The following is a 26,088-nucleotide window of genomic DNA, read 5'->3' as shown; positions in this document are numbered from 1 at the left end:
ATTTCTTCTAAGATTCGTTGATCAATTTTCCGTTTTCCATGGTAAGGATTCGTCCACATCTTTCCATCCACTTTGTATTTTCACTAACAATGACCAATGCCCAGCCATTGCTTGAATCTGTTAAAAAGTCCATGATTTTTGTTGCCTCTACCTCACCAAACTGATCTAAAGGATCCTTAAGGATCAGAAGTTTTGGTCTTCGGACAATGCTTCGGGCCAAAACAATTTTTTTGGAAATAGTATATGGAATCTGCCTGCCTTCAGGATAAATCACCGTTTGCAACCCTTTGGGTTGTTCCTTGACAAATTGTGTTAAGCCTGTTTTTTCCAAGGCCCAGTATATATCTTCCTGGGTAATTTCCTTATCTCCAAAGGTGATATTGTTCAGCAAAGTACCTTCAAATGGGGTTTCTTCACTTAGTGATTGCCCCAAATGAGACCTATAATAGTTTAGATTCATTCCATGAAGGGCTACATTATTGATAAATATCTTACCCTCATCCGGTTCCAAAATTCCTGCAATCAACCTCAACAAAGTTGATTTGCCAGAGCCACTGGACCCTCTCAATAAAATTGTGCACGATGGAGTTATGGTCAAGGAAACATTATCAATGATTTTTTTATCCCTTTCTGGAACATTGTATGAAACCTCATCGAGTTCTACCGTGAAACCTTCATCACTCCCAAAGGGTTTTTCTCCCTCTTGATTCTCCAGGTCTTTGTCCACCACTTGACCCAATTTTTCCAAAGAGGTGAGCAAATCGTAGAAGGTTTCAAGGCCTAGGATTATTTTTTCAACAGAACTGATTACAAGAATGATGATGATTTCTGCAGCCACAAACTGACCAATATTCATCTCTTGATTCAATACCAGCAATCCTCCAATTAAAAGCAGTCCTGCAGTGACCAAGACCTTAAACCCAATCATTTGAATAAACTGGACTACCAGAATCTTAAAATGGCTTTCCCTTGCATCCAAATATCGGGCAACCAAAGTGTCATTTTTATCGAGTGCATGCGATGTTCTTCCGGATAATTTAAAACTTACCAGAGACCTTGCGATTTCTTGAATCCAGTGGGCAACCCTATACTTATTCTTAGACTCATCCAAACTGGTTTCCAACCCGCGCTGAGCGGTAAACTTGAACACCACATAAATCAAAAGCACCAACAGTAAGCCATAAAGAATAAAGAATGGATGGTAAAATGAAAGTAGCAACAATCCAAAAACTATCTGTAAAAATGCCGCTGGAAAATCAATCAAAATCTTTGACAAACCCTTTTGTACCGTTAGTGTATCAAAAAAACGGTTGGCAAGCTCCGGCGGGTAATAATTACGGAGTTCGTTCATTTTTATCTTGGGAAAACGATAGGCAAATTCAAAAGAAGATCTAGTGAATATTTTTTGCTGTACATTTTCAATGATTCGCATCTGCATGAGCTGTAACGTACCAGCAAAAGCAACGCCAAGTGTTACCAAAATTACCAGAACAACCCATGAAGTACTCACTTGTGCCCCTTGAATGAGGTTGATTATGGCCTGTATTCCCAATGGCAGGGAAAGATTGACCAATCCAGCGAAGATGGCATAGTAAAAAATCTGCAAAATGTCTTTTTTGTCTAAAGCCAGCATGCCCAGAAGTCGCTGCCATGCCGTTAAAACTTTTTCAGTCATTAGTGTTGGAATTTAAAATCCGAAAAACCAAATCAGTAAAATATTGGGTTGGGGTAACGGATTCGTTACAGTCAGTTAAGTTTGGGAAATGCTCCCTTAAAAAATATTGGTGCAAAGAACCTTCAAGAACCGTACTGGCCAAACTTGAAGGGTAAGGATAGTCTTTATCCAACATGATGATCATATCATGCAAACGATTTACCAAACGTTTGTAAATGACAAAATAACCTTCCTTATTTTCTTGATCCACCTCTTTAGTTAGATAAGATTTGGAATACTCATTGATTACAATTTTATTGAGCAATACTTCATTGACATGGGAGAAGGAAACATCTTCCTGAACTGTTTGGGTTAAAATTTCTATGGCTTTTCGTAGCTTTTCGCTTGGGTCTGAAATTCCATTTGTAGCAAATACCGTTTTATATTCCAACCAACCCCAATACCAAGAAGCCAAGTAAAGTAGCAACTTGTGCTTATTTTCAAAATAACGATAAATGGAACTTTCATTGGAACCGATTCTTTCGCCAAGTTTTCTGAAAGTAAAGCTCTCAAAACCCATTTCATCAATCATCAGAATACTTTGTTCCACTATTCTTTTTCCTAAATCTGAAGATTCTGGATCCTTTACATAAATTTTCTCGTTTATCCCTATTCGTATGGAATGCATCAGTCTTTCCATGGTTTTATAATTTTTCAGATTCCAAAATTAAAAGTATTACTATCATATTCTAATAGTTTAACACACTTTAACAATAGTAATTATATTTTAAAAGCGATTAATTCTATCTTTAATCTCAAAACTAAGCAGTTATGAAAAGAAATTTACTCTTTGTGAGCTTCCTAATACTCACCACATGTTTTCACGCTCAACAAAATAAATACCAATTAAAGGTTGAGCATTTTACAGAAAGTAGGGGAGATTATGACCACGAAAAACTTTTGAAGATTCCTCAGTCTCAGATGATTCTTGTACAAAACTCTTTGAATTCTTCATCGGGTTTTGGGCTTCGAATGAATTTTCATGGTCAAGTAGTGATTGTGGACCATATGGAAAAAATGTCTGATGGAAGTACTCAGGTAATTCTAAGAAGGGAGGATGGTAAAAACTTTTATGGATTCAAACCAACGATTAAAGCAATCTTGGTTAAATAATAGTACTAAAATTAAAAACTAACAAAATGAAGCATCTATTCTTAACACTACTCTTTTATGTTTGTACAACTAGCTTTTTGCAAGCTCAGGAAAACTATGTCGACCTTGTTCAAATAGGTGATCAACTTACCTTAGGAACCCCATCCGGAAATCACTACAAATATATTAGTGTTCCCCGTAAAAATTTTATCCTTAAACGAGGCGGAATAGGAGATATATCCTCCTTGGTGAATCAAAAAATTACGATTACCAACATCAGTTATGGAAAAGTAGCCAAGGTAACCTTTAAGAAAACTAACGGCGGGAAATTCTTTAGGGTTTACAAGACCTTTACAGCTGATTTCAACAAAGCAGTAGATGCAGGTGAAATAAAAATCCCCAGCAGTACATCTCAAGTAGCTATTGTTAAATAACTATATGATGGATGAAAAAGCACTTATCTTCACTTAAACAAAGTTTATTCAAAAGTAAAGGCCACAACAATGTAGACTCATTTTTGCTTATAGAAGGTGTTTTTTCACCCTCTGAAGCTGCAGATGTACTATTATCCTTGCTTAATGATAAAATTAAATTTCACTCTGTACAACTGCTTCATCTCAACGATTCCAATCACATAGACATCAGCAACTCCAAGAACAGAATTCAGGAACTTAAATCAGCAAAAGAAAAAATCACAAACATTATTTTAAATGCCAGAGACCAAGGCTCCAATCTAAAAATCCACAGTACAATTGAGATTACCGAAACAACTTCTACAGCCTAATATTTCTCATACCAATCAAAATTATTTTGTATGATTTTTTCCTTGTCGCCTTCCAAATAATTCAACAATGCCTCTGCTACGGGCGATAATTTTTTTGATGCCAACCAAACTAGGTTCCAAGTGGTTTGTATTGGGAGATTGCGTTTGGGAAATATTTTTAAATCACCATTACCCAATTCATTCTTAATCCCTATCAAAGGCATAATGGAACATCCAAGTCCTGCAATTACAGCTTGTTTTACCGCTTCATTGGAAGTCAGTTCTATACGCTTTCCCACCTGTATTTCTCCTTTTTTCAAATAATTTTCCATAGCCATTCTTGTTGCAGATCCCGGTTCTCTGAAAATTAACGGAGTATCTTGTGAAAACATCTTTTTTGACAATAAAATCTTATTGAAATGGTTTGGATTAGCAACTAAGTACAATACATTTTTCATTAAACTTACCTTACTCAACTTTAAATGTTCAGGAAGCACTGAAACCAAGGCAAAATCCACCTCATTCTGTTCTAGACTTTCAACTACCCTTGCCTTATTGGTCACATCCATTACTAAATCAACCCCAGTATGGGCCCGCATAAAACCAGATAGGAAATACGGCATAACATATTTACCGGTAGACACCACAGATATTTTTAATGTGCCTGCAAGTTTTCCCCTATAGGATTGCATTCTATAGTTGATTCCATCTACTTCATTTAGAATCTTGGTTGCCGAATCAGCAATTTCCCTTCCAAAATCAGTTATAAAAAGTTTTCTCCCCACAACCTCAGTCAAGGGAATTGGGAACTGTTCCTGAAAATTTTTAAGCTGTATCGACACTGCTGGCTGGGTCAAAAACAACTCTTCAGAAGCCTTTGTAATGCTTTGTTTTTCAACAATTTTAGAAAATATACGAAGCTGATGTAAGGTATAATTCATAAACTATATTTATGTTTTGTATAATAAATATAAATAATAATATATTGATTTGATGTGTAACCTTTGCAAAAAAACAAACATCATGAGCAAGGTTCTATTCTCTCAAAAAATTGAAAACAAAGCCACAAAATCGACTAAGGAAAATATTTATTACCCTTTGTACTATGCCCTTACCGGATTTCTCTTTGGTGGAATATTAGTTCTTTCAGCTTTAAACGATTTCCTCTTTTTTGGATGGCTAAGCATTTCAATATCAATTGTATTTGGGCTCATGTCCATTCACCTTACAGGTAAAAATCAAACAAAAAGGTCTTAATTAAAAATCAAGAAAAAATGGAAACAATTGTCAAAACAAATCAGAAAATTCAATTAGTTGACGGAACATTTACAGCTTCAGAGGCTTTAGATGTTATCACCAGTCTTTTGAATGAAAAAATAAACTTCCACAAACTTCAACGTTTGTCCTGGTGTGAAGGAAATCAGGATGCCAACACCAAATATCCTGATGGAAGGATTGCAGAGCTTGAAAATGAAATCAAAATTGCCCGAAAATTTATCAGCAGTGTAAGACAAGAAGGAAAACGTTTAAAAATAGATGGCATTCTTAACATAACCTTGGAAGAATAACCTTTATGGATCTACACCTACTACTGGATAACCTTACCAACCCCGCGCTGCTCTTTTTCTTCTTGGGTATTATCGCAGTTCAATTAAAAAGTGATTTAGAAATCCCCTCCAATTCTTCAAAGTTCATTTCCCTGTACCTCCTTTTTGCCATTGGGTTTAAAGGCGGGCAAGAGCTATCACACAGCTCCCTTAACATGGAAATCATTTGGTCACTTCTTTTTGGAGTGCTATTGGCTACAATTGTACCGATATACACCTATTTTATTTTAAGAAGGAAGTTCAATGTACAAAACTCTGGTGCTATTGCAGCAGCCTATGGTTCAGTTAGTGCGGTCACCTTTGTGACCGCAATTTCTTTTCTTGAAATTGAACAAATTGAATTTGGGGGCCACATGGTGGCTGTGATGGCCTTAATGGAAGCACCATCGATTATCATTGGCGTTTTGTTGATGACCCTTTTTAAAAAAGAAAAAGAACAAAGCTGTGATTTTTCAAAAATTCTTCGCCATTCATTTACCAATGGAAGTGTGCTGCTCATTTTGGGCAGCTTGGCCATTGGGTTTTTGGCCAATGACCAGCAAGCGGAGGGAATAAAACCATTCACTACGGATATTTTCAAAGGATTTTTGGCAGTATTTCTTCTGGACATGGGCATAACCAGCGGCAAAAAACTCAATGATTTCCTGAAAAAAGGTTGGTTTGCCCTCATATTTTCTATAGTGATTCCAATAATCAATGGATGTTTTGTCGCTTGGTTCAGTCAATTTATAACCGATAGTATTGGGAACAGATTTCTTTTCTCCATACTAGCCGCAAGTGCTTCATACATTGCAGTACCTGCAGCCATGAGAATTGCCGCTCCCAAGGCCAATCCAAGCCTATATTTGCCAATGGCCCTTGCCATTACATTTCCCTTCAACATTACATTGGGCATGCCCCTATATCTCTATCTCATTCAAAATCTTTAGCACTATGGATAAAGGACAAAAAACATCAAAATTGCAGGAAATTGCAAAAGAAAATGACATCCAACAAGAAATCAAACTTGGAACTACTTTTACTATAGGTCTTGCGGCCAACAACTCTTATCTTTTCTTGGGTAAGACCATAGCAGAAGTAGGCCCCGAAGAAAACTCTACTCTTCCTAAAAACAAATTGATTGGGCAAAAAGCTAAGATTGCAGGCATCATTAACCGTTCTTCCGGTTTTAAAATACATGTACTCCGCCGACAAGATGGTAAGAACTTTTATCACAGTTTAACCCAAATTTATGCAGACGTTGCCCGTGCCCTAGTTGCCAAAGAATTAAAATTACTCTAACCCTATTTCCACTATCTTTAGCAAAAACCAAATCTATATGAGCAAACATCGATGTGGTTGGTGCTTGGGAGATTCATTGTATGAAGCCTACCATGATCAGGAATGGGGCGTGCCTGTCAGGGATGACAAAACCCTATTTGAATTTTTGATATTGGAAACCTTCCAGGCCGGATTGAGCTGGATTACCGTGCTTAGAAAACGAGAAAACTTCAGAAAGGCCTTTGATGATTTCGATTATTTAAGGATAGTGGATTATAATCAAGGTAAAATCGATGAACTTTTGGAAAACAAGGGCATCATCAGAAATAAACTGAAGATTAATGCCACTATTTCCAATGCAAAGGCATTTATGCAGGTTCAACAAGAGTTTGGAAGCTTCAGTGACTACATTTGGGCATTTGTGGATGGCAAACCCATAAAAAATGCGTGGAAAAACTATAAGGACGCACCGGCCACCTCATCCGAATCTGATGCACTCAGTAAAGATTTAAAAAAGCGGGGGTTTAAATTTGTGGGCAGTACCGTGGTCTATGCATTTATGCAGGCCACAGGATTGGTAAACGATCATGAAGTGGGATGTTTTAGATACAATGAAGTATAGATTTCTATTTTGTTCTTTTCTTTTTTTGGTCGGACTAAATACTTCGGCCCAAAACAAGTACGAGCAAGAGTTTAGAATTTCTGAAGAGGATTTCCCTGCCAAAGCATTGGAATCCATAAAATCTTATGTAGAAGATGCGAAAAGAATTCGGTTTTATCGTGAAATAGATAGTGCCAAAACAAGTTTTGAGGCAAAGTTCAAAAAAGGAAAACTTCACTACAGCGTAGAATTCAATTCCAAAGGAGAACTTGAAGATGTGGAATTCATTATCAAAAAAACCGATGTGCCTGAAGATGCCTGGGTGCAAATTCAACAGTATTTAGATACAGAATTTCCTAGGTCAAAAATCAAAAAAATACAGCAACAATATCCTGCTAATAATGCTGAAACACCAAAGGTGTTAAGAGAAGCCTTTCAAAATTTGCTTTTGCCCTATATCCGATACGAGCTCATTTTTACAAGTAAAAGCAATCATGGCTTTCAGACTTATGAAGGGCTTTTTGATGCTGAAGGTCAATTGCGCAATCTCCGAAAATCCCTAACCCCCAATTATGACCATCTCTTATATTAATTGGTGGTTTGTTTTGATTTTCGGGCTGTTCACATTCATTTGTTCTGGTCAGGAAAATTTCACTGCATATTGGCAACCCCAAGTGGCCATAAATTACAACGTGTCCAACACTTATTCCCATAATTTTTCTTTGGGACATAGAGCTTATCTTGTAGATGAAGGCAATACCCTTTTTAGGGGAAGACAGTTGGATTTGGTTCATTTTTCCAAGTGGGGGTTATCCGATAATCAAAGTATTGCCATGGGTGTTCAATATAGATTCAGAGACATTTTTGATGGAAAATCCAATGAATTGCGGTTGACACAACAATACAATTTTACCAAGCGCCCTTTAGTGGTTCGTTTTGGACATCGCTTCCGAGCTGAGCAGCGAATCCTAAAGGAACTCACTGTTCATAGGTTTAGGTATAGATTCGCCATTGATTTCCCTTTAAAAGGGGAAAAACTGGATGTTGGAGAACCTTTTTTAGCTACCAGCATGGAAAATTTATTAAGTGTGGGTAAAGGAAGAAGCTCCCAATATGATAATCGAATTAGTGGGCAAATAGGCTGGAAATTCAACAAAGGTTTGAAAGTGTTGTTCGGCATAGAATATCGTTTGGAAGATTACACTTCCCAAAAAACCGATAATGTCCTGTTCTTGCTTAGTAATATCCAATTAGGACTTTAGGATTTCCATAAATTCCACTCTTGGAATCAATTTGGCCCCAAGACTTTCCAAATGCGACGTATGAATTTGGCAATCTATGAGTCTATAGTTCTTTTCGGCAAGTTCTTCCGCCATTCTAATAAATGCAAACTTAGATGCATTGGGTTGAAGGCTGAACATGCTTTCTCCACAAAAAACATGGCCCAAATCAACCCCGTACAATCCTCCAACCAAATCCTTGCCTTCCCAAACTTCATAGGATTTGGCAAAACCTTTTCTGAACAATTCATTGTAGGCCGTTTTCATTTTTGAAGTGATCCAAGTACCTTCCTGTCCCTTTCGTTCCATCCTTGCACAATTTTCCAAAACCTGGTCAAAACAGGTATTTTGGGTCAGCCTAAACTTTTTATCCCGGAGCACTTTGCGCATACTTTTGGAGATTTTGACCTCATCAGGGTACAAAACCATCCTTGGGTCTGGTGCCCACCAAAGAATTAAGGCATCATCATTGAACCAAGGAAAAATACCATTTTTATAAGCCAGTAAGAGTCGCTCCGAAGACAAATCACCCCCCACTGCCAAAAGACCATCTTCATTGGCCATTTCAACAGATGGAAATTCCAATCTATTGCTCAAAAAGTACAAGGGAAACTTATTCGCATCGTTTTCCAAGGCGCAACTTTTATTTTAAAGTTACATAAAAAGCTTTAAAAAATTAGAAGCCCGGCAACATAAATAAGGCTTCCAAAAAATAGGAATAGTAATGTATAAGGAAGGATTTCCTTGGCCTTTAATTTTGTGATTCCCAAAAGCGGCAACGCCCAAAAGGGTTGAAGCATGTTGGTAACTTGATCTCCATAAGCCAGAGCCATAATTGCTTTTGGTAAAGGAACTCCCAACTGTAATGCAGATTCTAGGACCAAAGGTCCTTGCACTGCCCATTGACCACCTCCACTTGGCACAAAAATATTGACCAGTCCAGCGCTCAAAAAAGTAAAAATAGGTAAAGTGGTTTCGGTACTTATCGAAACAAAAAAATCAGAAATAGTATTGATCATGCCACTGCCACTCATAATACCCATAATTCCAAAATAGAGCGGGAACTGAATCAAGATTCCCGCAGTATCACTTATTGCTTCTTCAACAGCCAACAAGAAACTTTTAAAGCTTCCATGTAAGAGAATAGCCAGGCCCAACATGAAGAAATTGAGCATGTTTGGGGTAATATTTAAGGTCTTGAGTGCAGGTAGGTATTGTATCAAAAATGTAACTAGCAACAAAGCTCCAAACAAGGTGGATACCCATTTGGAATGGTCTAATTTTTCTGCGCCATCCAACTTTTTGCCATCTACCGATTTAAATTGATACGTTTTAAGTTCCACGATATTCATATCAGTTCTTTTTCCTAAAAAATAGACCAAAACCGTTATCGACAAAACCACTGTTAGAAAAAGTATGAGGTTCCAACTACTAAATACAGTTAGCGATGTGGAGATGCTCTCAGGCAATTTTGAAAGTACCTCAGAACTTGAAACACCTTCCAATAATCCTTTCAAATGACCTGCTTCAGCAACTTTAATAGGAGCTGATCCGCTGATCCCTCCGTGCCATACCATCAAACCTGAGTAACCACATGCTCCTATTAATGGGTAATTAATGTTGATGTTATGCTCTTTGGCATATTCACCAACTTTTCTGGCCAAAATCGCCCCAAAAATCAATCCAAGACCCCAATTAAAAAAGGATACCAACATAGTTGGCAACGCAACCAGTACCGCAGCACTGGACCCATTGGACACCCATTTGGTAATGAGCAGTATAAGTCTTTCCATGGGTTTACTCAATACCAAAACATGCCCCAATACCAAAATGAGCATCATTTGATAGGCAAAAACCAAGAGTCCGTTATTCCAGACCCCATTTTCCCAATAGGATAGAATTGTGAACAGGTGGTTCTGGCGCGAGGTATTGTTAGTAAATACCAAGGCCAAAAGTATAGTGAAAACCGTAAGGAGTACCGCTATAGTAAACGGAGAGGGCAAATACCTCTTAAAAATACGTTCTATTACTTTGGTAAGGCCCAAAGTAGTTTAGAATGGGAGGTCGTCGTGGTCTTCCTCATTAAGGTCATCAGCAGGTTCAAAAGCTTCCATTGGAGGTACAGGCGGCATGTTTTCTGCATTATTTCCCGCTTCCAAGTTTTCAATGCGCCATCCTTGGATAGAATTGAAATATTTGGTCTCCCCTTGAGGGTTTACCCATTCCCTACCTCTTAGATTGATGCTTATTTTCACCGATTGTCCTACATTATAATTGTTCAGCAGGTCACATTTATCCTGAACAAATTCAACCAAAATATGCTGCGGATATTGCTCTTCCGTAGTAACAACCACTTCTCTTTTTCTGAAACCATTGTTGCCATAGGTTTTGGTTTCATCTATCATTTTTATTCTTCCCTGAACTTCCATGTAAACTTCTTTTCAATAAATTTCAAATGTACATAAAATGAAGCCCATTGGAAACCTGATGCGTATATGAAGTATCAACATATTTTTCCATTTTCCGCTATCTTTATTCACAATTCCATCAAAAACATGAACTTCAGCCCCAAAAGGAAAGCTTCCTACATCACTTTATTGATCTCTGCCTTTGTGATTGTAAGTCTCATTCTGTGGAATACCAATAGCTTTTTTAAAAAGTTTAAAGAAGAGGAACGATTAAAGATGGAAATATGGGCGACTGCACAGTTGGAGCTCATACAATCATCAGTGGATCAAGAATTAGGAAATTTGACCCTAAAGGTCATGGGAAACAACACTTCTACTCCCATGATTCTGGTAAATGAGGAAGGTTCCATTAAAACGCACAACATTACCGAAGAAAAAGCTTTAGATAGTGCATACATCCAAAGAAAGATACGACAATTTCGAAGCGAGAACGAACCCATTGAAATTGTTCAAGAGGGAGAGCTTTTGGAAACTTTGTACTATGGCAATTCCGAAGTTCTGAACAAACTCAAGTATTATCCCCTTGCTTTACTGCTCATCATATTTTTATTTGGGGCGGTAATCTTCTTCTTCTTTAAAACCAATAAAGCATCGGAACAAAACAAACTTTGGGCCGGCATGGCCAAAGAAACAGCTCATCAAATTGGAACCCCACTTACCTCGTTGCTAGGTTGGAACGAATTGTTGAAATCAGAAAACATCAATCCAGATATTACCAAGGAAATTGCAAAGGACATCACCCGTTTACAGACTATTACGGAGCGGTTTTCAAAAATTGGCTCTATTCCAGAACTGCAAGTACATGATATTGTGGAGGAAACCAAAAAAGCATATCAATATCTAAAACGCAGAAGCTCTAAATTGATTCATTTTTCCTTTACCACAGAGATTGAAGAACTTCCTGTACTCTTGAATCCTCCTTTATATAACTGGAGTATCGAGAATTTAGTTAAAAATGGCATCGATGCCATGAAAGGTAAAGGAAATATTAGCATCCATATTGAGAGAAAAGGGCAAAATGTCCATATATTGGTATCGGATACAGGGCACGGTATCTCCAAAAGTGATTTTCAAAATATATTTAATCCCGGAGTAACCTCGAAAAAAAGAGGCTGGGGATTGGGACTTTCCTTGGTCAAAAGAATAGTGGAAGAGTACCATAAAGGAAAAATTAAAGTACTTTCGTCCGGCAAGGAAGGAACTATTATGCAAATTTCCCTCAAATCAATTGAACTTTGAACTGATGACAAAGGAAAAGCGAATTGCAATAAAAAAAGCTGAAATCACCAACAACTGCCCTGAATGCTTTAATCAAGAGTTGGAGCTTACCTTCTACCAAAAACATACCTACAATCCTTTTTTTCATCGTACCACTCCAGAAGTAACCTACGAAATAAAGTGTAAAAAATGCCATTCAATTATATATCCAGTTGACTGGACCACAGATATTGAAAGAGTATTTGATTACTATAATAAATTGGTACGACCAGACAGACCATCGGTGCGGTTTACAACATTGTTTTTTGGTCTTTTAATACTGATTTTAGGCGTAATTGGGACCGTTTTCTACCTACACTTGGAAAATCTTATTTGATTTGATCTCTAATTTGCTCTGCTACTTTCTCAAATTCTTCAGCCGTTAGACTTTCCTTATATTGAAACGTGGCATTTTTCATTGATTGTAGCGGAATTAAATGTACATGGACGTGTGGAACTTCAAGTCCAATCACAGACATTCCCACACGCTCACAAGGAACAGCAGCTTCAATGGCCTTGCCAACTTTTCTGGAAAAAGCCATAAGCTTCATGTATGATTCCTCATCCAAATCCAATAGTTTGTCCACTTCCTTTTTGGGAACACAAAGTGTATGTCCCTTGGCATTTGGATTAATGTCCAAAAAAGCAAAATTATCTTCGTCCTCAGCTATTTTATAGCAAGGAATATCTCCATTGATGATTTTAGTGAAAATAGTGGGCATAGTTGGTTTGGTTTTAATAAAAAATCCCGCCATAAGACGGGATTAAATATAATGATTTTACTAGCTCTTACTCACGGGTAATTTCCAAAACATCAAACTTTAAGGTTCCATTGGGCACCTGAATTTCTGCTACTTCACCAACAGATTTTCCCAACAGACCCTTACCAATGGGTGAGGTCACGGATATTTTGCCCGACTTCAAATCGGCTTCACTTTCTGCAACCAAAGTGTATTTCATTTCCATACCATTGGCCTGGTTTTTTAATTTAACCGTTGAAAGCACCAGTACTTTTGAAGTATCCAGCTGAGATTCATCAATCAATCTAGCATTGGCCAAAGTTTCTTCAAGTTTGGAAATTTTCATTTCCAACAAACCTTGAGCTTCTTTAGCGGCATCATATTCGGCATTTTCGGATAAATCTCCTTTATCTCTAGCTTCAGCAATGGCTTGTGACGCTTTTGGACGTTCTATGTCCTTCAATTGATTGAGTTCTTCGCGTAAATTTTTTAATCCCTCCGCTGTATAATATGATATTTTACTCATCTCGTCATTTTTTTAATGCAAAAGAGCATTGCGGAAAATGTATTTATTTTCCCAATGACCTTTCTCTTTACAAATACAAAAAATCCTCAACGACTACTATGACCAGCATAGTTTTTAGCGAGGATTTAACGCAAATATAGGTAATTTTTGTTCAACTTTGTTCAGTAACATATTGAAATCCAAACTATGAGGCACGTATGGGGCTTTATCCTACTAGCATTTCTAATTTCTTGTAATTCAGACAGTACCAATCGAAATCCTTATCTCCAAGAAGTCAGTTTCCGATTCGATTTAAACCTTAATCTACCTCTCTATAATGGTCTCAACACCATAGGAAACCCTGTATATGTGGGCAATGATGGCGTTGGAACACGTGGAGCTTTTGTAATGAGAGCAGGTTTGAGCGGCACTCAATTTGTTGCTTTTGAAGCCAGCTGCCCTAACCATACGCCAAATAGTTGCTCCACAATGACCATTGAGGGCCAAACCGTAGTTTGTGGTTGTGAAGGGTATACCTATAGCCTTTTTACGGGGCAACAATTGGATAGGCCAGATGACGGAGAACGTTATTATGACCTCCTTTTTTACAGTGCTACCCAAAGTGGGGATGTTGTAATCATATCAAACTAAAAACCAATCAATGAATTATAGAAGACTTGGAAAGACCGGAATGGACATTTCCGAAATCTCGTTGGGCACATGGCAGGTGGGTGGCAAATGGGGTTCCGGTTTTGATGATTCCCTTGCAGAAAATATTATCAACGAGGCTATTGATGCCGGCGTTAATTTTATTGATACTGCTGATGTTTATGAAGCAGGCGCCAGTGAAGCTGCTGTGGGTAAAATGATAAAATCCAGAAGTGAGGAAGTCTTCATTGCTACTAAATGCGGACGGCAAATCAATCCGCACATCAATGAAGGCTATACTGTTAAAGCACTGCGAAAGTATGTGGAAGACAGCTTAACGAACACCGGATTGGAATGCTTGGATTTGATACAACTGCACTGCCCTCCCGTTGAAGTTTATTATCGACCAGAAATTTTTAGCCTCTTTGACCAGCTAAAACAGGAAGGAAAAATTAAAAATCTGGGTATAAGCGTTGAAAAAATTGAAGAGGCCATCAAAGGAATGGAGTTCGACAATGTGACCACAGTTCAAATTATTTTCAATATGTTTCGGCAACGCCCTTTAGAATTGTTTTTTGAGCAAGCCCAAAAAAAGGATGTTGGCGTCATTGTCAGAGTCCCTTTGGCCAGTGGCTTGTTAACCGGCAAGTTTTCTTCAAATTCCAGTTTTGAAAAAGACGATCACCGTTTTTTTAATAGAGATGGTGCTGCATTTGATAAAGGGGAGACATTTTCTGGTATTCCTTACGAAGTTGGTCTAAAGGCTGTGGAAGAACTTAAAAATGCATTCCCAACATACACTAACTTGGCTCCCATAGCCCTTCGTTGGATTTTAGACTTCCCAGAGGTAAGCTGTATCATTCCTGGGGCTTCCAAAGTGGAGCAACTACATTCCAATATTGAAGCAGTTACACTTTCAAGTTTGACAGAGGAACAGAAAAAAGCTGTGGATTCTATTTACAAAAATTATATTAAGGAACATGTGCATCAACTTTGGTAGGATTTAAATCCTTCCCAAAATCTTGTCCATTACCCAATTGGCCTGTAGTCCAGATTTTCCTGTGGAAGGGTGTTCAGCTATTCCTTGAAGATGGTTTTTGATATTTTCCGCATGAAACTTTTGAATATGCTCCGGATTTGGAATATCAAGGATATGATGCCCTGAAGCATTTTCCAACTGAACGGGTCCTTCGTCCAAAACAGTAAACGTAATTTTACCATCGGAGCCTAAAATTTCAACTTTATCCTCTCGATGCTGGGTGCCAAAGTTCCAAAAACCATCACCGGTAATGCCATTTTCATGTAGCCAAGCTCCCGAAATAGCATCATAAGCAGAATATAATCTTTGTTGATTAGTAGTAAAACCGTTTGCCTCCTTAATATCACCCAAGAGAAACGCGAACAAATCCAACCCATGACTGGCCAGATCATCAAAATATCCGCCGGGAGCAATTTTTTTGTCTGTTCTCCAGTTGTATTCCCTGCTTAAATCCAAATCATTTGGCGGTTTCGATTTTTGCCAATGAATGTGCCGAACTTCACCAATCTGTTTCTCATCCAACCATTGTTTTACCTTGAGAAATCTAGGTAATGACCTTCTATAATAGGCAATAAATAAAGGAATATTTTTCCTTTCAAAAGACTCATAAATCGCTAAGCTTTCTTCATAACTTGAGGCCATTGGCTTTTCTATACAACAAGGCTTACCAGCCTTAGCCACCTCAAGGGCATAAAACTTATGGGAATCTGGAGGAGTGGCAATGTAGATAGCATCAATTTCAGGGTTTTCAAGAAGTTCCTTTACATCTGTTGTCCACTTTGGAATTTGATGTCTTTGGGTATAGTCCTGAACTTTTTCAGCATTTCGGCCCATGACCATCTCCACCTCAAAGCCATCAATTCCTTGATAAGCTGGAACACTTTTTTTTTCGGTAACATTTCCACAACCGATAACGCCCCATTTAATGGGAACATTTCTCTTAAAATAAAAAGGGGATTCCATACTTTAAAAGTAAAGAATCCCCAACAATAGTTGCGATAAACACTAGAAATTTAAGGTCGCTCCCACCAAAAAGTTTATTCCCGCCTGGGGATAGAATCCAGCTCCTTCAATTGTGGTTATGGTACCTGGATTTGAGAAATCATCATCATAAGTGAAGAAATATCCATTGGAGACTATATCCTCATCAAAAATGTTGTTCACCAAACCTGTAAGTACAATACTTTTTACAAAGGCATTGGTTTCAATCACGTATTGTACATTAAAATCAGTTTGGGAGTAACTATCCAAAACTGAAGCCTCGGCATCTATATTCCCCATATATTGTTTGCCCACAAATTTTGAAAGCAGGGACACCTGTAGTTTTTCATTAGGCTGAAAAGCAAGGATATTACCTGCTACCACTTTTGGTGAATAAGCAATGTTTGTGTTACCTAGGTTTTGAAGCACTCCATCTCTTTGAAAGAAAAAATCGATGTTTTTATTATCGCTTAACGCAATATTTGGCCTTAGCGCAAACTTATTTCCCAATTTAAGGTTTGCATCAACTTCCAGCCCTAAACGGTAACTATCGCCAACATTGGCTCTAAGTGGAGCCCCCACATCGTTCAGTTCACCGGTCAGCACCAATTGGTCCTTGTAACGCATGTAGTAGACATTGGTATTGATTTGAAAACCGGAAGAAACATAGCGCCATCCCAATTCAAAATCGTTGAGACGTTCGGGTCTAGGATTACCATTTTCATAATCATTCCTATTGGGTTCTCTATTGGCCCGGGCATAGGAAAAATAAAAATTGTTGTTTTTATTCAAGTCGAACGTAAGCCCCGCCTTAGGATTGAAAAAGTTAAAGGTATCGTCCACCAAACCTGTATCCTCGCCATTCGCCTCATATCCAACTCCTCGATATTGTACGTCGCCAAATACAGACCATTGATTGTCCAACTTATAGTTGGCCTTTAGGTAAAGGTTAAAATCAGTTTTAGTGGAATTGTCGTCATAATAACGGTCACGAATAGTACTGTTTGAAGCAAAACGTGCCCAGATGACTTCACCAAAATGATCTCCTTTATATACATTGTATCCTCCACCAGGTATCAATGTTAGGCTTCCATTGTCGTAAGTTGCCGAAAAAACGGTTCCATAGAAATCATTGTCCAACCATCTTCTTCTGATCACATCGGTTGTGTTTACTTCCTCACCATCAACTGTTATGGGTTCAAAACCATAGGTTGCAAAGTCATCATCCTCACGAAATTGTTCAAAATAGCCCCTCCCACGGGTATAGTGCAGCGCAAAATTGGTGCTCCATTCAGCATTTATGGTTTGATTCCAATGTAATTGTGCATGGTCTTGTTTGTAGTTGTCCTCTTCCCTATCATAAAATTGGGTATTCCCATTTTCGTCAGTATACATCCCAGCAGAATTGAATGTTCTATTGCTTCGAAGTGTTTCTGCATCTATACCATTCCAAGATTGATAGGTAATTTCATGACCGCCAAAAAGCAAGGCTTTCAATAATGTTTTATCACTTTTGTACACTCCTTGTAAAAAGTAGGCATCTAATTCTGAACTGGCTCGATCAATATATCCATCCGAAGTAATTCTTGAAAGTCTTCCGGACAGCTCAAAATGTTCATTAAGAATTCCTGTACTGAATTTTACATTGTTTCTAAGCGTATTGAAGCTTCCGTAAGAAGAAGAAATTCTTCCGTAGGCTTCTTCGGAAAAAGCATCTGTCAACAAATTCAAGCTAGCTCCAAAAGCTCCCGCTCCATTAGTAGATGTACCAACACCACGTTGCAATTGCAAACTTTGAGTGGAAGAAGCAAAATCGGGCATATTGACCCAAAAAGTCCCCTGCGATTCCGCATCGTTGTAGGGAACACCATTAATGGTAACATTTACCCGGGTGGCATCACTACCTCGCACTCGAATACCCGTGTAGCCCACACCTGCGCCTGCATCTGAAGTAGTTACCACGGCCGGTAAAAAGTTCATTAAAATTGGGATGTCTTGCCCTAAGTTACGAGGAGCAATCTCCTCTTTGCTTAAATTGGAAAAGGTAATGGGAAACTCCTTGGTAACCCTAATGGCCTGGACAAGTACCTCATCCAGTACAATTTCTTTTCTCTCCAAAGAATCCTTTGGTTTTTCCTGGGCGTACAGACCCAGTCCCAGCCCTGAAAGGGCGAATGTTGTGCATAAAGTTTTAATGCGATGGCCTTTATTTTGTTTTACCTGTCGCATTGAACCGCATGGTAATCCCGCAGTCCTGAAATTAATTGAATAAAGCGGTTTCATTCGTAAAATTTTACGAATAAAAGGGGTCATTATTCTTGTTAATAAATGATTTTGTGTTTCTATATAGAAACTTAGAAATTCCAAGATGCGCTTTGCGCATTCCCTTGGCAGCATTACCTGCCCAGGTTCATTGGGTATAATCTCAGCCTTATTTAAAAAGCACCCCTTTGAGATGGGGCAAATGTAATAGCTGGCACTAAATTTTCATAATTATATACGCACTATTTGACTTTTTTGAGCATGTATAATGGAATCCGTCGCAATTGATGCGGGATAGATGCCATTTAAAACAAAAAGGCCGCAGTTGCGGCCTTTTCTACTTGGTCAACATTTCGGTTGACGCAGACGGATAACGCAAAGGTTAGTGTTTGCATAGCATCATCCAAAAGAGTTTAATTGCTGTTCCTTTTTCGTTTTCTATCATCGAGGGAATGGGAAACCACCAAAAAAATTGGCACTAAAAAGGATACCAGACTTACAATCAATACTATTTTATAAATCATCATATCAGTGTTCTACTCATAAGACACAACTATTTTATTCTGGTCACAAAAAAAGGTCGCACTAAGTGCGACCTTCAACCAAATCAACCAACCGAAAAAAACCAAGCTATTACGCTCAGACTAATTCAAATTCTCATGATGGATGATGCATCCAATCAATCCTTTGCCTTAGCTTTTCATTTATATGACACTTCTTTTTTATTCTGGTCACAAAAAAATCCCTTCCAAATATTATGGAAGGGATTTTTCATTAAAATAATAGCTTTTTTATGGCTGATGCGTGGGCTTCAAAAGATCATTTACTGTTTTAACCGGATTAAAGGTTACCAAGGGAACCTCTACAAAAATGGTGTTCCAAAAGGCCATGGCACCGTTCCAAAGTCCAGGAAGCTCCAAAGCCTTCAGCTCTTTTCCTTCTTTGGTCTTACCGGTAATGAATCCCTGTTTGGTATCCACAAAGTCCAAAAGATTATATTTTTCTCCTTTATAGTTTCGAACTCCACAAACCAAGTCTACTGGATTAAAATGGGTAGAATTTTTAAGAAGTCCAGCCTGCTCCTGATTGGACATGTCCACTTGGGCAGATTCAATGATTTGAAGTGATATGTTTCCGGCTCCATCTTTTATCCAAAAGGGACCTCCACCAGGTTCTCCTTCATTTTTAACCATTCCACAGATTCTAATAGGGCGATTTATGCCCTCTTTTAGCAAAGCAATTTGTTCATCAAAACTCAACTCTGAGAAATTTTCAGAAAATCTTACATTAAGCTCATTTTCCAAAAAGGTTTTGACTTCCGCCATCTGTTCTTCTGATATGTCGCTTGTTTCTAATAAAGCTGCATAGTCAAAAGCCTGTTCCTGGACTTTTCTTAAAGCTCCTGCCAACATTTTTTTGCTGTTGGCTATTTTTTCAAGATTGGCATCAATAACAACATTATCAATGTTTTTGATAAAGATGATATCGGCATCTTGATCGTTCAGGTTTTCAATCAATGCGCCATGACCCCCAGGTCTAAACAAAATAGAACCATCACTATTCTTGAAAGGCTTGTTTTCCAAATCTACTGCAATGGTATCCGTAGATGGTTTTTGCTGCGAATAGGAAACTGCAAATTCGGTGCCGGTTGTTTTAGCAATTTTAGGAGCTACTTTGCTTTCCTCATCAGCAAACATTGCTACATGCTGCTCAGATACTGTAAAGTGTAAGTTGGCCCTACCATCTGTTTTAGCATAAAGGGCAGCTTCTTTCAAATGCTCTTCAAAAGGTGTGGCTCCTTCTTCCCCATATTTGTGGAACGGCAGCAATCCTTTGGGATAAAACCCATAATTGAGTCCGTCTTCCATCAACATCTCTTTCACAAAAAGGTGGGCAGTTTCTCCCGGGTTCGATGTTTTGTCCTTAATTTTTTCCATAATCAAATCATAAAATGGAAATGCGGACATCTGTTCCGTAAATTGTTTTACGGCTTTATCTCCTGTCCGCTCAATATATGCTGAAAGTTCTTCTTGGGCAGGGTCGTAAGCATCCAAAAAATTGAACATGGCCTTGAACATTCTAGAAGCAGCCCCAGAAGCAGGCACAAATTTTAACAATTCCAGATTTACTCTGGCATCCTCAAAATATTGAACCAGGTCTTCCTGTTGGCTTTCGGAAAACCTTAATATCCCATCAGAAACTATAGCGGCCCGCACCAAGTCTGCAAATGGAATTCCTTCTTGAAATGTTTTGATTTGTTGGGATACTTTTTCTTTGGAGATCCCTTTTTTATCCAATTGTTCCAAGTCTTTTTGACTTAAGTCGATCATGTCTCTGAAGAAGTTTATCTATGTGTTTAACTGCAGTTTTGAGTCTTGTTTTTTTATCTCCCTTCAAGATAACGAAATTACGGTCATATTTTTTTAAGGTATCATGAAAATATGCAAACATATGTTCCCTCTCATTGGGTTTATCCCTTAAATCATCTGCTTCCCAAGGAATATCTATATAAGTAAGAAAATAGAGGTCATAGGTGTTTTCTAGAGCTGCCTTTTCTAGAATGGGGTCGCAATATCCCAAATAATATGCTTCTGAATATACTTTGGTCTCCAATAGGTCTGTATCGCAGATAAGCACATCTGTTGCTTTGGTCGCTAGCTCATTTTCCAATTGTATTTGCCCCTTGGCGATGGGCAATAAATCTTTGGGCTCACAGGTCTTGCGTTCGTTGTTCCATTTATTTTGAAGATACTCCCGGGCATATTCTGGCACCCAAACCGTATTGTATTGTCTAGCCAATTGTTCGGAAAGTGTTGTTTTTCCAGTTGATTCTGGTCCAAAAAGAACAACTTTTATGATGTCTGAGGGTTGCTGACTAAGCTTTTCTTCCATGCTAGATATCCCTGAATGGCCAATACTGTGAAAATGAGGTATTGCAATGAAAACATCCCCCATCCCCTATATGCGTACAAAGGTACGGTAATTAGGTCCCCAATAATCCAAAGTGTCCAGTTTTCCAGCTTTTTTGTCGCCATATACCACATGGCAGTAAAAAATATGCCTGAAGTAAAAATGTCAATATAGTTGGTAGGTCCTATTTCAACATCAAAAGCCTTGTAAACCCCAAAGGTAACCAACATGGTAAGCAGAAAAAGTACCACACCAATCCATTTTTCCTTTACAGTGGTTCTTGAAATATTTACCACAAATTCTCTATTGTTTTTTCTCCGGGCCCAATTCCACCACCCATAAATGCTCATGATGGAATAATAAAAATTCATCATCATGTCGCCCAATAAACGGTCAATAAAAAAAATATAAACTGTTATTGCTGTAGCTACAAGTCCGGTCGGGTAGACCATGATATCTTCTCTCTTAGCATAGATTACACTGGCTATTCCAAAGAAAAAAGCGGTAGCTTCCAAAATAATCAACGAGAGCTGTCTCTCTTGATATGGCCCTAGAAAAAAATCAAAAATGGGGCTCATAATCGCTTCGGTCCGATTTTACGATTTTCATATAGAGCAGTCCCCTTTCAATAAGTTCAAAGGCTTCTTTGATTTCAGTCTGAAGGAGTTCCATTACAGCATCGTAATCCCCATAAACTTGGGTACTCAATGGGTTTTCCAAAACCGTTAATCCAGAATTCCTTAAATTTTTGATGAAGTTAATGATTGCAGGTTCAAAATCATCCTGAAGCGGGGTCAAGGTAAGTTCTACGGATATTCTCATGGGCTATGCAAATTCTTAGGTGGCAAATCTACTAAAAAGACTGCTCTCATCCACCCAACATTTTAAGTGCATATACACATGTGAAACCTTCAAATTCCAAAAACTCAATTTCGTAATGGGACCTTTCTCCTTTATATAAGATTTTGGCTACGGTACGTGAGTCATCAAAGGCAAAATCCAATACATCAATGTGCTTTAAAAAACTAAGCCCTTGTTGTGCATATATTTTATAAAGTGATTCCTTGGCTCCCCAAACAATGGTCAATTTTCTAATAATAGCTTCGGTATTGGCCAATGTACGGTATTCTTCTATTGGCGTAAACTTATAGGCAATCCTGAGGATTTTTTCCCTTTGCATCTCAATATCTATTCCCACCTCATCTGTACTGCTCACTATTATTCCCGTAAAATTTCGTGAATGGGTGATAGAAATGTAATTACCATCTTTAAGATGCGGCTTCCCAAAATCATCGTAAAATAAATCCTTGTCTTCATAACCTGCCACTGCCATAAGATGGCGAATGCTCAAAAATGCCCTTCGATGTGCTTCAGATTTCATCCCATCCATCCTATTCTGGCAATGAGGGGTCAGTTCAATTCCATCTGCAAGAGCATTTTCAGTTTCCACCACTTTCCAAATGTATACTTTAGTGGTAGGTGAAACTGTAATGGTTTTATATAATGGCACGACTAGAAGTTAAGTGATTTCGTATCTTTGCTCCGCTATGAAAGCGAAGCTACAAAAGTAAATTTATTTAAAGTATGAGCACAAAGACAATTCCATATGTCCCTTACAAGGTTAAAGATATTTCCCTAGCGGATTGGGGCAGAAAAGAAATTGAGTTGGCTGAGGCCGAAATGCCTGGTTTGATGGCCTTGCGTGAAGAGTATGGGAGTGAACAACCCCTTAAGGGCGCACGGATTGCCGGTTGTTTGCATATGACCATCCAAACTGCAGTGTTAATTGAGACCTTAGTGGCCCTTGGTGCAGAAGTTACCTGGAGCTCTTGTAATATTTTTTCCACCCAAGACCATGCCGCCGCCGCCATTGCCGCTGCTGGAATTCCCGTTTATGCATGGAAAGGCATGACCGAAGAGGAATTTGATTGGTGTATTGAACAAACATTGTTCTTTGGTGAAGAAAGACAGCCTTTGAACATGATTTTGGATGATGGAGGGGATTTGACCAATATGGTGCTCGACCAATATCCAGAGCTTGCCGCTGCAATCAAAGGGTTATCTGAGGAAACCACAACTGGAGTACATCGTTTGTACGAAAGAGTGAAAAATGGCACATTGCCCATGCCAGCCATTAATGTGAACGATTCTGTTACTAAATCCAAATTTGATAATAAATACGGTTGTCGCGAGAGTGCCGTAGATGCCATTAGAAGGGCCACAGACACAATGTTGGCCGGAAAACGTGTTGTGGTAGCTGGTTATGGCGATGTTGGTAAAGGTACAGCTGCTTCTTTTAGAGGAGCGGGAGCTATCGTAACCGTTACTGAAATTGACCCTATTTGCGCGCTGCAGGCCTGCATGGATGGTTATGAGGTAAAAAAACTAGAGACCGTGGTACAAAATGCTGATGTTGTAATCACCACAACCGGTAATAAAGATATCATCCGTGAGGAGCATTTTCGAGCATTGAAAGACAAAGCCATTGTTTGTAATATTGGCCATTTTGATAACGAAATTGATATGGCATGGCTGAATGAAACCTACGGACATACAAAGGATGAAATAAAACCTCAAGTTGACAAATACACCATTGACGGAAAAGATGTGGTGGTCTTGGCCGAAGGTAGATTGGTCAACCTCGGCTGTGCAACTGGCCATCCAAGTTTTGTAATGAGCAACTCGTTCACCAACCAAACTTTGGCACAGATTGAACTTTGGAAACATAGTGACAAATACAATAATGAAGTGTATATGCTTCCCAAACATTTAGATGAAAAAGTGGCTAAATTACATTTAGCCCGTTTGGGTGCAGAGCTTACGGAATTAAACCCGGAGCAAGCTGAATACATCGGTGTTACCGTTGAAGGCCCTTATAAACCTGAATATTATAGATACTAACCTTATTAGGTTTTAGTAAAAGGGCCCAATCATAGATTGGGCCCTTTTTGTTTTACGTATATGTATGATATGCTATCCTTTCAACCAAGCACTTCGTAATTGTTTTTGTGCTTCCGTGGCATCAGGGTTTTCAATCAAGGTAGTAGTTTTAGTGTAAGTTGGTATTGTGGTGGTTTTAATGACAACCTCTTCATCGCCCCGTAAAAGAACCACTTCAATCTCCCTGCCAGGTTTCCATGTAAATACATCGCCAAAAACCTGATTGGCACTTGACAAACTGACTTCTGTCCCATCAATGGATTTGAAAATATCATCCGGTTTGGCCCCGTTATCATTCCAAAAGCTATTTTCAGTCACCAACTCGTTGAACTTTATTGCCTGTTTGATAGGATCGCCATCAACAATTATGTTCCCAGCGTTTTGAATGTAATTGGTCTCCACTTCTGCCTCTCCAAAATAAAGCCCTACTTTTTCAAATATCTTGTCATAGTCGATAGGCGTGGTTCCCACCACGTTTGTATTTAAAAACTCGCCAACTTCTGGATAGGTCATTGCGGTTATTTCGGCAATTAGGTTATCGTCAACAAAGGGGTTATTTTTTCCATATTTGGTAGAGAGCTCTCCCATTAATGATCTTAAGCTTCGATTACCGTCACTGTGTTCCCGCATCAAAATATCAATGCACATCCCTATTAAAGCTCCTTTCATGTATACATTGGCATAGTTTTCCTTATAAGGACTTTCCAAGATGTTCTCGCTCATTTGGGTAAAACTCATGGTGTCATCATAATTGGACTTTGAGGTATTGATTTTTTCCATCGTACGAGCGTAGAATTTCTCTTGATCAATCAGTCCCTCATAGACTTGAAAATGCTGCGCAAAGTATTCTGTTATCCCTTCATACAACCAAAGATGCTTGCTGAATGTCGGATTGTTATAGTCAAAATAATGTACATCCTCAGAATGCACTGAAAGAGGCGTTACAATATGAAAGAATTCATGGGCAACCACATCAATCATTGATTCTGCCAAAGCCTCAGGTTGCATTTGCTCGGGCAGCACCACTACTGTAGAAGTATGGTGTTCCAAAGCTCCAAATCCTTTTGGCGAGCCTTCTTTTTGGGTGTCGGACAGATAAACTAGAATATCATATCTAGGTGTACTGTTCAAGTCTCCTAAATACTTTTTTTGCGCCTGCATCATTTCTTCCATGGTCTTTTTCATATCCGAAGCCTTATGTACTCCATTGGGCGAAAAGACACTTAGAACAATTTTGATGTCCCCTACCATAAATTCCTCAACCTCAGTTTCACCGAACATCATTGGGTTGTCCGTTACCTCAAAATATCGACTAGCCAGAAAAGTAGAACTCTTTGCGGTTCCATCTTCACTTTGAGCTGATTGAATTTCTTGTAATGGTGATGTATAGTTGAAGTTTATGGGTGATGTGATATCGATTTGATAAGAGTTATTTTTTAGGGTATCAAAGTACCCAACAAAACCATGAAGATTCAACATTACCTGTTTGGGCTCTATATTGGTGCCTGAAGGAGAAAAGGGAACTTCCTCTCCAATACCTCCATCCACTTCTTGATCAAAGGTGTCATTAACCGCATAAAGGATTTTATCCAAATTCTTGGCAGAGGTGAGCATCCAGCTATTGGCATCCATTTTTTTCAACTCTAGCTCATTACCGTCATAATCTATGGCCTTAACCTCTTCAATATATTTTCCAAAATCAGAAACTGCATAAGTCCCCTGTACCACTCTAGGCAATCTGTAAATGACCGTATCTTGAACAAATCGACCTGGGTCAATGATCACACTGACCTTGTCATCTTGAATATTCACCAAATCTAATTGCGCTTTAATGGGATTGCTAACGGCCAAATCATTGGATAGGTTCTTTGGGCCACAAGAAACAATGATTCCTAAGGTAAGGGCATATAAGCCTAGTTTTTTGAACATTTTTTGGGTTTTAAAAATCGTTAACTAATATATAGAGAAAAAATCTCTGACTACCGTTGGTAGTCAATAATGAAGAATTGTTACAAAGTTCT

At 38.5% G+C, this 26,088-nt stretch carries 31 protein-coding genes; 15 read left to right on the top strand and 16 right to left on the bottom strand.

What is annotated here, in order from left to right:
* Positions 1-7: 7 nt before the first annotated feature.
* Positions 8-1,675, bottom strand: a complete 1,668-nt coding sequence (locus tag HJC33_RS06185) for a peptidase domain-containing ABC transporter (protein WP_171657928.1) — start codon at positions 1,673-1,675, stop codon at positions 8-10.
* The gene (locus HJC33_RS06180) at positions 1,668-2,354 is read right to left on the bottom strand and encodes a TetR/AcrR family transcriptional regulator (RefSeq protein ID WP_171657927.1); all 687 of its coding nucleotides are present in this window, start codon (positions 2,352-2,354) and stop codon (positions 1,668-1,670) included. Before HJC33_RS06180 ends, HJC33_RS06185 begins: the two co-directional genes overlap by 8 nt.
* Before the next feature lie 131 nt (positions 2,355-2,485).
* Here HJC33_RS06180 and HJC33_RS06175 point away from each other — a divergent pair, with 131 nt between their 5' ends.
* The 3 genes from HJC33_RS06175 to HJC33_RS06165 are packed head-to-tail and all read left to right on the top strand — an operon-like array spanning position 2,486 to position 3,590.
* On the top strand, positions 2,486-2,827 hold the full coding sequence (locus tag HJC33_RS06175) for a hypothetical protein (RefSeq protein ID WP_171657926.1): 342 nt from the start codon (positions 2,486-2,488) through the stop codon (positions 2,825-2,827).
* Between the two features lie 26 nt (positions 2,828-2,853).
* Positions 2,854-3,240 carry a hypothetical protein gene (locus tag HJC33_RS06170; protein WP_171657925.1) on the top strand — a complete coding sequence of 129 codons (387 nt, stop codon included), beginning with the start codon at positions 2,854-2,856 and terminating at the stop codon, positions 3,238-3,240.
* Between the two features lie 11 nt (positions 3,241-3,251).
* Positions 3,252-3,590 carry a hypothetical protein gene (locus tag HJC33_RS06165; protein ID WP_171657924.1) on the top strand — a complete coding sequence of 113 codons (339 nt, stop codon included), beginning with the start codon at positions 3,252-3,254 and terminating at the stop codon, positions 3,588-3,590.
* On the opposite strand, the gene HJC33_RS06160 is transcribed toward HJC33_RS06165, so the two are convergent.
* Entirely contained in the window at positions 3,587-4,510 is a 924-nt protein-coding gene (locus HJC33_RS06160) for a LysR family transcriptional regulator (RefSeq protein WP_171657923.1), read from the bottom strand. The two genes, HJC33_RS06165 and HJC33_RS06160, sit on opposite strands and share 4 nt — an antisense overlap.
* Positions 4,511-4,592: 82 nt before the next feature.
* On the opposite strand from HJC33_RS06160, the gene HJC33_RS06155 reads away from it, so the two are divergent.
* The 7 genes from HJC33_RS06155 to HJC33_RS06125 are packed head-to-tail and all read left to right on the top strand — an operon-like array spanning position 4,593 to position 8,299.
* Positions 4,593-4,826, top strand: coding sequence for a hypothetical protein (locus HJC33_RS06155; protein ID WP_171657922.1), 234 nt, complete (start codon positions 4,593-4,595; stop codon positions 4,824-4,826).
* A gap of 17 nt (positions 4,827-4,843) precedes the next feature.
* Entirely contained in the window at positions 4,844-5,137 is a 294-nt protein-coding gene (locus HJC33_RS06150) for a hypothetical protein (RefSeq protein WP_171657921.1), read from the top strand.
* Positions 5,138-5,142: 5 nt separating this feature from the next.
* Entirely contained in the window at positions 5,143-6,105 is a 963-nt protein-coding gene (locus HJC33_RS06145) for a sodium-dependent bicarbonate transport family permease (RefSeq protein WP_171657920.1), read from the top strand.
* Between the two features lie 4 nt (positions 6,106-6,109).
* Entirely contained in the window at positions 6,110-6,457 is a 348-nt protein-coding gene (locus HJC33_RS06140) for a hypothetical protein (protein WP_171657919.1), read from the top strand.
* Positions 6,458-6,494: 37 nt separating this feature from the next.
* Complete coding sequence (locus HJC33_RS06135) at positions 6,495-7,058, top strand: DNA-3-methyladenine glycosylase I (RefSeq protein WP_171657918.1); 564 nt, start codon at positions 6,495-6,497, stop codon at positions 7,056-7,058.
* Positions 7,048-7,629, top strand: a complete 582-nt coding sequence (locus tag HJC33_RS06130; RefSeq protein ID WP_171657917.1) for a hypothetical protein — start codon at positions 7,048-7,050, stop codon at positions 7,627-7,629. Before HJC33_RS06135 ends, HJC33_RS06130 begins: the two co-directional genes overlap by 11 nt.
* Entirely contained in the window at positions 7,610-8,299 is a 690-nt protein-coding gene (locus HJC33_RS06125; RefSeq protein ID WP_171657916.1) for a DUF2490 domain-containing protein, read from the top strand. Before HJC33_RS06130 ends, HJC33_RS06125 begins: the two co-directional genes overlap by 20 nt.
* On the opposite strand, the gene aat is transcribed toward HJC33_RS06125, so the two are convergent.
* From aat to HJC33_RS06110, 3 genes are all read right to left on the bottom strand, one after another.
* Positions 8,288-8,923 carry a leucyl/phenylalanyl-tRNA--protein transferase gene (aat, locus tag HJC33_RS06120; RefSeq protein WP_171657970.1) on the bottom strand — a complete coding sequence of 212 codons (636 nt, stop codon included), beginning with the start codon at positions 8,921-8,923 and terminating at the stop codon, positions 8,288-8,290. The two genes, HJC33_RS06125 and aat, sit on opposite strands and share 12 nt — an antisense overlap.
* A gap of 62 nt (positions 8,924-8,985) precedes the next feature.
* Positions 8,986-10,362 (bottom strand): short-chain fatty acid transporter, encoded by a 1,377-nt coding sequence (locus HJC33_RS06115; protein ID WP_171657915.1) that lies wholly within the window; start codon positions 10,360-10,362, stop codon positions 8,986-8,988.
* Positions 10,363-10,368: 6 nt separating this feature from the next.
* Complete coding sequence (locus tag HJC33_RS06110) at positions 10,369-10,746, bottom strand: DUF3127 domain-containing protein (RefSeq protein ID WP_171657914.1); 378 nt, start codon at positions 10,744-10,746, stop codon at positions 10,369-10,371.
* A gap of 126 nt (positions 10,747-10,872) precedes the next feature.
* Here HJC33_RS06110 and HJC33_RS06105 point away from each other — a divergent pair, with 126 nt between their 5' ends.
* A complete protein-coding gene (locus tag HJC33_RS06105; protein WP_171657969.1) occupies positions 10,873-12,024 on the top strand; it encodes a sensor histidine kinase in 1,152 nt (383 codons plus the stop codon).
* Between the two features lie 4 nt (positions 12,025-12,028).
* On the top strand, positions 12,029-12,379 hold the full coding sequence (locus HJC33_RS06100; RefSeq protein WP_171657913.1) for a hypothetical protein: 351 nt from the start codon (positions 12,029-12,031) through the stop codon (positions 12,377-12,379).
* Here HJC33_RS06100 and HJC33_RS06095 read toward each other — a convergent pair.
* A complete protein-coding gene (locus HJC33_RS06095; RefSeq protein WP_171657968.1) occupies positions 12,372-12,764 on the bottom strand; it encodes an HIT family protein in 393 nt (130 codons plus the stop codon). The two genes, HJC33_RS06100 and HJC33_RS06095, sit on opposite strands and share 8 nt — an antisense overlap.
* Positions 12,765-12,831: 67 nt before the next feature.
* Positions 12,832-13,308 (bottom strand): transcription elongation factor GreA, encoded by a 477-nt coding sequence (greA, locus tag HJC33_RS06090; protein ID WP_171657912.1) that lies wholly within the window; start codon positions 13,306-13,308, stop codon positions 12,832-12,834.
* 186 nt (positions 13,309-13,494) lie between these two features.
* Between greA and HJC33_RS06085 the strand changes: the two genes are divergently transcribed.
* Together HJC33_RS06085 and HJC33_RS06080 are read left to right on the top strand one after the other, a co-directional pair.
* The gene (locus HJC33_RS06085; RefSeq protein WP_171657911.1) at positions 13,495-13,938 is read left to right on the top strand and encodes a Rieske (2Fe-2S) protein; all 444 of its coding nucleotides are present in this window, start codon (positions 13,495-13,497) and stop codon (positions 13,936-13,938) included.
* 10 nt (positions 13,939-13,948) lie between these two features.
* A complete protein-coding gene (locus HJC33_RS06080) occupies positions 13,949-14,935 on the top strand; it encodes an aldo/keto reductase (RefSeq protein WP_171657910.1) in 987 nt (328 codons plus the stop codon).
* A 3-nt stretch (positions 14,936-14,938) separates the two neighbouring features.
* On the opposite strand, the gene HJC33_RS06075 is transcribed toward HJC33_RS06080, so the two are convergent.
* The 7 genes from HJC33_RS06075 to HJC33_RS06045 form a co-directional block, all read right to left on the bottom strand.
* Positions 14,939-15,937, bottom strand: coding sequence for a Gfo/Idh/MocA family protein (locus HJC33_RS06075; protein ID WP_171657909.1), 999 nt, complete (start codon positions 15,935-15,937; stop codon positions 14,939-14,941).
* A 42-nt stretch (positions 15,938-15,979) separates the two neighbouring features.
* Positions 15,980-18,184: a TonB-dependent receptor gene (locus HJC33_RS06070; RefSeq protein ID WP_409557872.1), complete on the bottom strand. Its 2,205-nt coding sequence runs from the start codon at positions 18,182-18,184 to the stop codon at positions 15,980-15,982.
* Positions 18,185-19,008: 824 nt separating this feature from the next.
* Positions 19,009-20,547, bottom strand: a complete 1,539-nt coding sequence (locus HJC33_RS06065; protein WP_171657907.1) for a DUF4301 family protein — start codon at positions 20,545-20,547, stop codon at positions 19,009-19,011.
* Complete coding sequence (locus HJC33_RS06060; RefSeq protein WP_171657906.1) at positions 20,507-21,109, bottom strand: AAA family ATPase; 603 nt, start codon at positions 21,107-21,109, stop codon at positions 20,507-20,509. Before HJC33_RS06060 ends, HJC33_RS06065 begins: the two co-directional genes overlap by 41 nt.
* Positions 21,070-21,705, bottom strand: coding sequence for a nicotinamide riboside transporter PnuC (pnuC, locus tag HJC33_RS06055; RefSeq protein WP_171657905.1), 636 nt, complete (start codon positions 21,703-21,705; stop codon positions 21,070-21,072). Before pnuC ends, HJC33_RS06060 begins: the two co-directional genes overlap by 40 nt.
* Positions 21,689-21,949, bottom strand: coding sequence for a thiamine-binding protein (locus HJC33_RS06050; RefSeq protein ID WP_171657904.1), 261 nt, complete (start codon positions 21,947-21,949; stop codon positions 21,689-21,691). The genes pnuC and HJC33_RS06050 overlap by 17 nt, the downstream gene beginning before the upstream one ends.
* Before the next feature lie 46 nt (positions 21,950-21,995).
* Positions 21,996-22,637 carry a 4'-phosphopantetheinyl transferase family protein gene (locus HJC33_RS06045; RefSeq protein WP_171657903.1) on the bottom strand — a complete coding sequence of 214 codons (642 nt, stop codon included), beginning with the start codon at positions 22,635-22,637 and terminating at the stop codon, positions 21,996-21,998.
* Between the two features lie 74 nt (positions 22,638-22,711).
* Here HJC33_RS06045 and ahcY point away from each other — a divergent pair, with 74 nt between their 5' ends.
* On the top strand, positions 22,712-24,028 hold the full coding sequence (ahcY, locus tag HJC33_RS06040; RefSeq protein WP_171657902.1) for an adenosylhomocysteinase: 1,317 nt from the start codon (positions 22,712-22,714) through the stop codon (positions 24,026-24,028).
* Between the two features lie 72 nt (positions 24,029-24,100).
* Here ahcY and HJC33_RS06035 read toward each other — a convergent pair whose 3' ends face one another.
* A complete protein-coding gene (locus tag HJC33_RS06035) occupies positions 24,101-25,996 on the bottom strand; it encodes a M61 family metallopeptidase (RefSeq protein ID WP_171657901.1) in 1,896 nt (631 codons plus the stop codon).
* Positions 25,997-26,088: the final 92 nt, after the last annotated feature.

Origin of the sequence: Flagellimonas amphidinii, from assembly GCF_013090115.1 — a bacterium.
Classification (GTDB): Bacteria; Bacteroidota; Bacteroidia; order Flavobacteriales; family Flavobacteriaceae; genus Flagellimonas; species Flagellimonas amphidinii.
The sequence above is the reverse complement of the archived record's forward strand: the minus strand, read 5'-3'. Positions and strand labels throughout refer to the sequence as shown.

Excerpts from the sequence above, each read along its gene's own strand:
- HJC33_RS06050 (WP_171657904.1), bottom strand. The coding sequence starts at position 21,949 with ATGAGAATATCCGTAGAACTTACCTTGACCCCGCTTCAGGATGATTTT.
- HJC33_RS06105 (WP_171657969.1), top strand. The coding sequence starts at position 10,873 with ATGAACTTCAGCCCCAAAAGGAAAGCTTCCTACATCACTTTATTGATC.
- HJC33_RS06095 (WP_171657968.1), bottom strand. The coding sequence starts at position 12,764 with ATGCCCACTATTTTCACTAAAATCATCAATGGAGATATTCCTTGCTAT.
- HJC33_RS06060 (WP_171657906.1), bottom strand. The coding sequence starts at position 21,109 with ATGGAAGAAAAGCTTAGTCAGCAACCCTCAGACATCATAAAAGTTGTT.
- HJC33_RS06080 (WP_171657910.1), top strand. The coding sequence starts at position 13,949 with ATGAATTATAGAAGACTTGGAAAGACCGGAATGGACATTTCCGAAATC.
- greA (WP_171657912.1), bottom strand. The coding sequence starts at position 13,308 with ATGAGTAAAATATCATATTATACAGCGGAGGGATTAAAAAATTTACGC.
- HJC33_RS06150 (WP_171657921.1), top strand. The coding sequence starts at position 4,844 with ATGGAAACAATTGTCAAAACAAATCAGAAAATTCAATTAGTTGACGGA.
- HJC33_RS06175 (WP_171657926.1), top strand. The coding sequence starts at position 2,486 with ATGAAAAGAAATTTACTCTTTGTGAGCTTCCTAATACTCACCACATGT.
- HJC33_RS06100 (WP_171657913.1), top strand. The coding sequence starts at position 12,029 with ATGACAAAGGAAAAGCGAATTGCAATAAAAAAAGCTGAAATCACCAAC.
- HJC33_RS06130 (WP_171657917.1), top strand. The coding sequence starts at position 7,048 with ATGAAGTATAGATTTCTATTTTGTTCTTTTCTTTTTTTGGTCGGACTA.
- HJC33_RS06145 (WP_171657920.1), top strand. The coding sequence starts at position 5,143 with ATGGATCTACACCTACTACTGGATAACCTTACCAACCCCGCGCTGCTC.
- HJC33_RS06180 (WP_171657927.1), bottom strand. The coding sequence starts at position 2,354 with ATGGAAAGACTGATGCATTCCATACGAATAGGGATAAACGAGAAAATT.
- ahcY (WP_171657902.1), top strand. The coding sequence starts at position 22,712 with ATGAGCACAAAGACAATTCCATATGTCCCTTACAAGGTTAAAGATATT.
- HJC33_RS06035 (WP_171657901.1), bottom strand. The coding sequence starts at position 25,996 with ATGTTCAAAAAACTAGGCTTATATGCCCTTACCTTAGGAATCATTGTT.
- HJC33_RS06065 (WP_171657907.1), bottom strand. The coding sequence starts at position 20,547 with ATGATCGACTTAAGTCAAAAAGACTTGGAACAATTGGATAAAAAAGGG.
- HJC33_RS06070 (WP_409557872.1), bottom strand. The coding sequence starts at position 18,184 with ATGCGACAGGTAAAACAAAATAAAGGCCATCGCATTAAAACTTTATGC.
- HJC33_RS06085 (WP_171657911.1), top strand. The coding sequence starts at position 13,495 with ATGAGGCACGTATGGGGCTTTATCCTACTAGCATTTCTAATTTCTTGT.
- pnuC (WP_171657905.1), bottom strand. The coding sequence starts at position 21,705 with ATGAGCCCCATTTTTGATTTTTTTCTAGGGCCATATCAAGAGAGACAG.
- HJC33_RS06170 (WP_171657925.1), top strand. The coding sequence starts at position 2,854 with ATGAAGCATCTATTCTTAACACTACTCTTTTATGTTTGTACAACTAGC.
- HJC33_RS06135 (WP_171657918.1), top strand. The coding sequence starts at position 6,495 with ATGAGCAAACATCGATGTGGTTGGTGCTTGGGAGATTCATTGTATGAA.
- HJC33_RS06155 (WP_171657922.1), top strand. The coding sequence starts at position 4,593 with ATGAGCAAGGTTCTATTCTCTCAAAAAATTGAAAACAAAGCCACAAAA.
- HJC33_RS06140 (WP_171657919.1), top strand. The coding sequence starts at position 6,110 with ATGGATAAAGGACAAAAAACATCAAAATTGCAGGAAATTGCAAAAGAA.
- HJC33_RS06165 (WP_171657924.1), top strand. The coding sequence starts at position 3,252 with ATGAAAAAGCACTTATCTTCACTTAAACAAAGTTTATTCAAAAGTAAA.
- HJC33_RS06125 (WP_171657916.1), top strand. The coding sequence starts at position 7,610 with ATGACCATCTCTTATATTAATTGGTGGTTTGTTTTGATTTTCGGGCTG.
- HJC33_RS06075 (WP_171657909.1), bottom strand. The coding sequence starts at position 15,937 with ATGGAATCCCCTTTTTATTTTAAGAGAAATGTTCCCATTAAATGGGGC.
- HJC33_RS06110 (WP_171657914.1), bottom strand. The coding sequence starts at position 10,746 with ATGGAAGTTCAGGGAAGAATAAAAATGATAGATGAAACCAAAACCTAT.
- HJC33_RS06185 (WP_171657928.1), bottom strand. The coding sequence starts at position 1,675 with ATGACTGAAAAAGTTTTAACGGCATGGCAGCGACTTCTGGGCATGCTG.
- HJC33_RS06160 (WP_171657923.1), bottom strand. The coding sequence starts at position 4,510 with ATGAATTATACCTTACATCAGCTTCGTATATTTTCTAAAATTGTTGAA.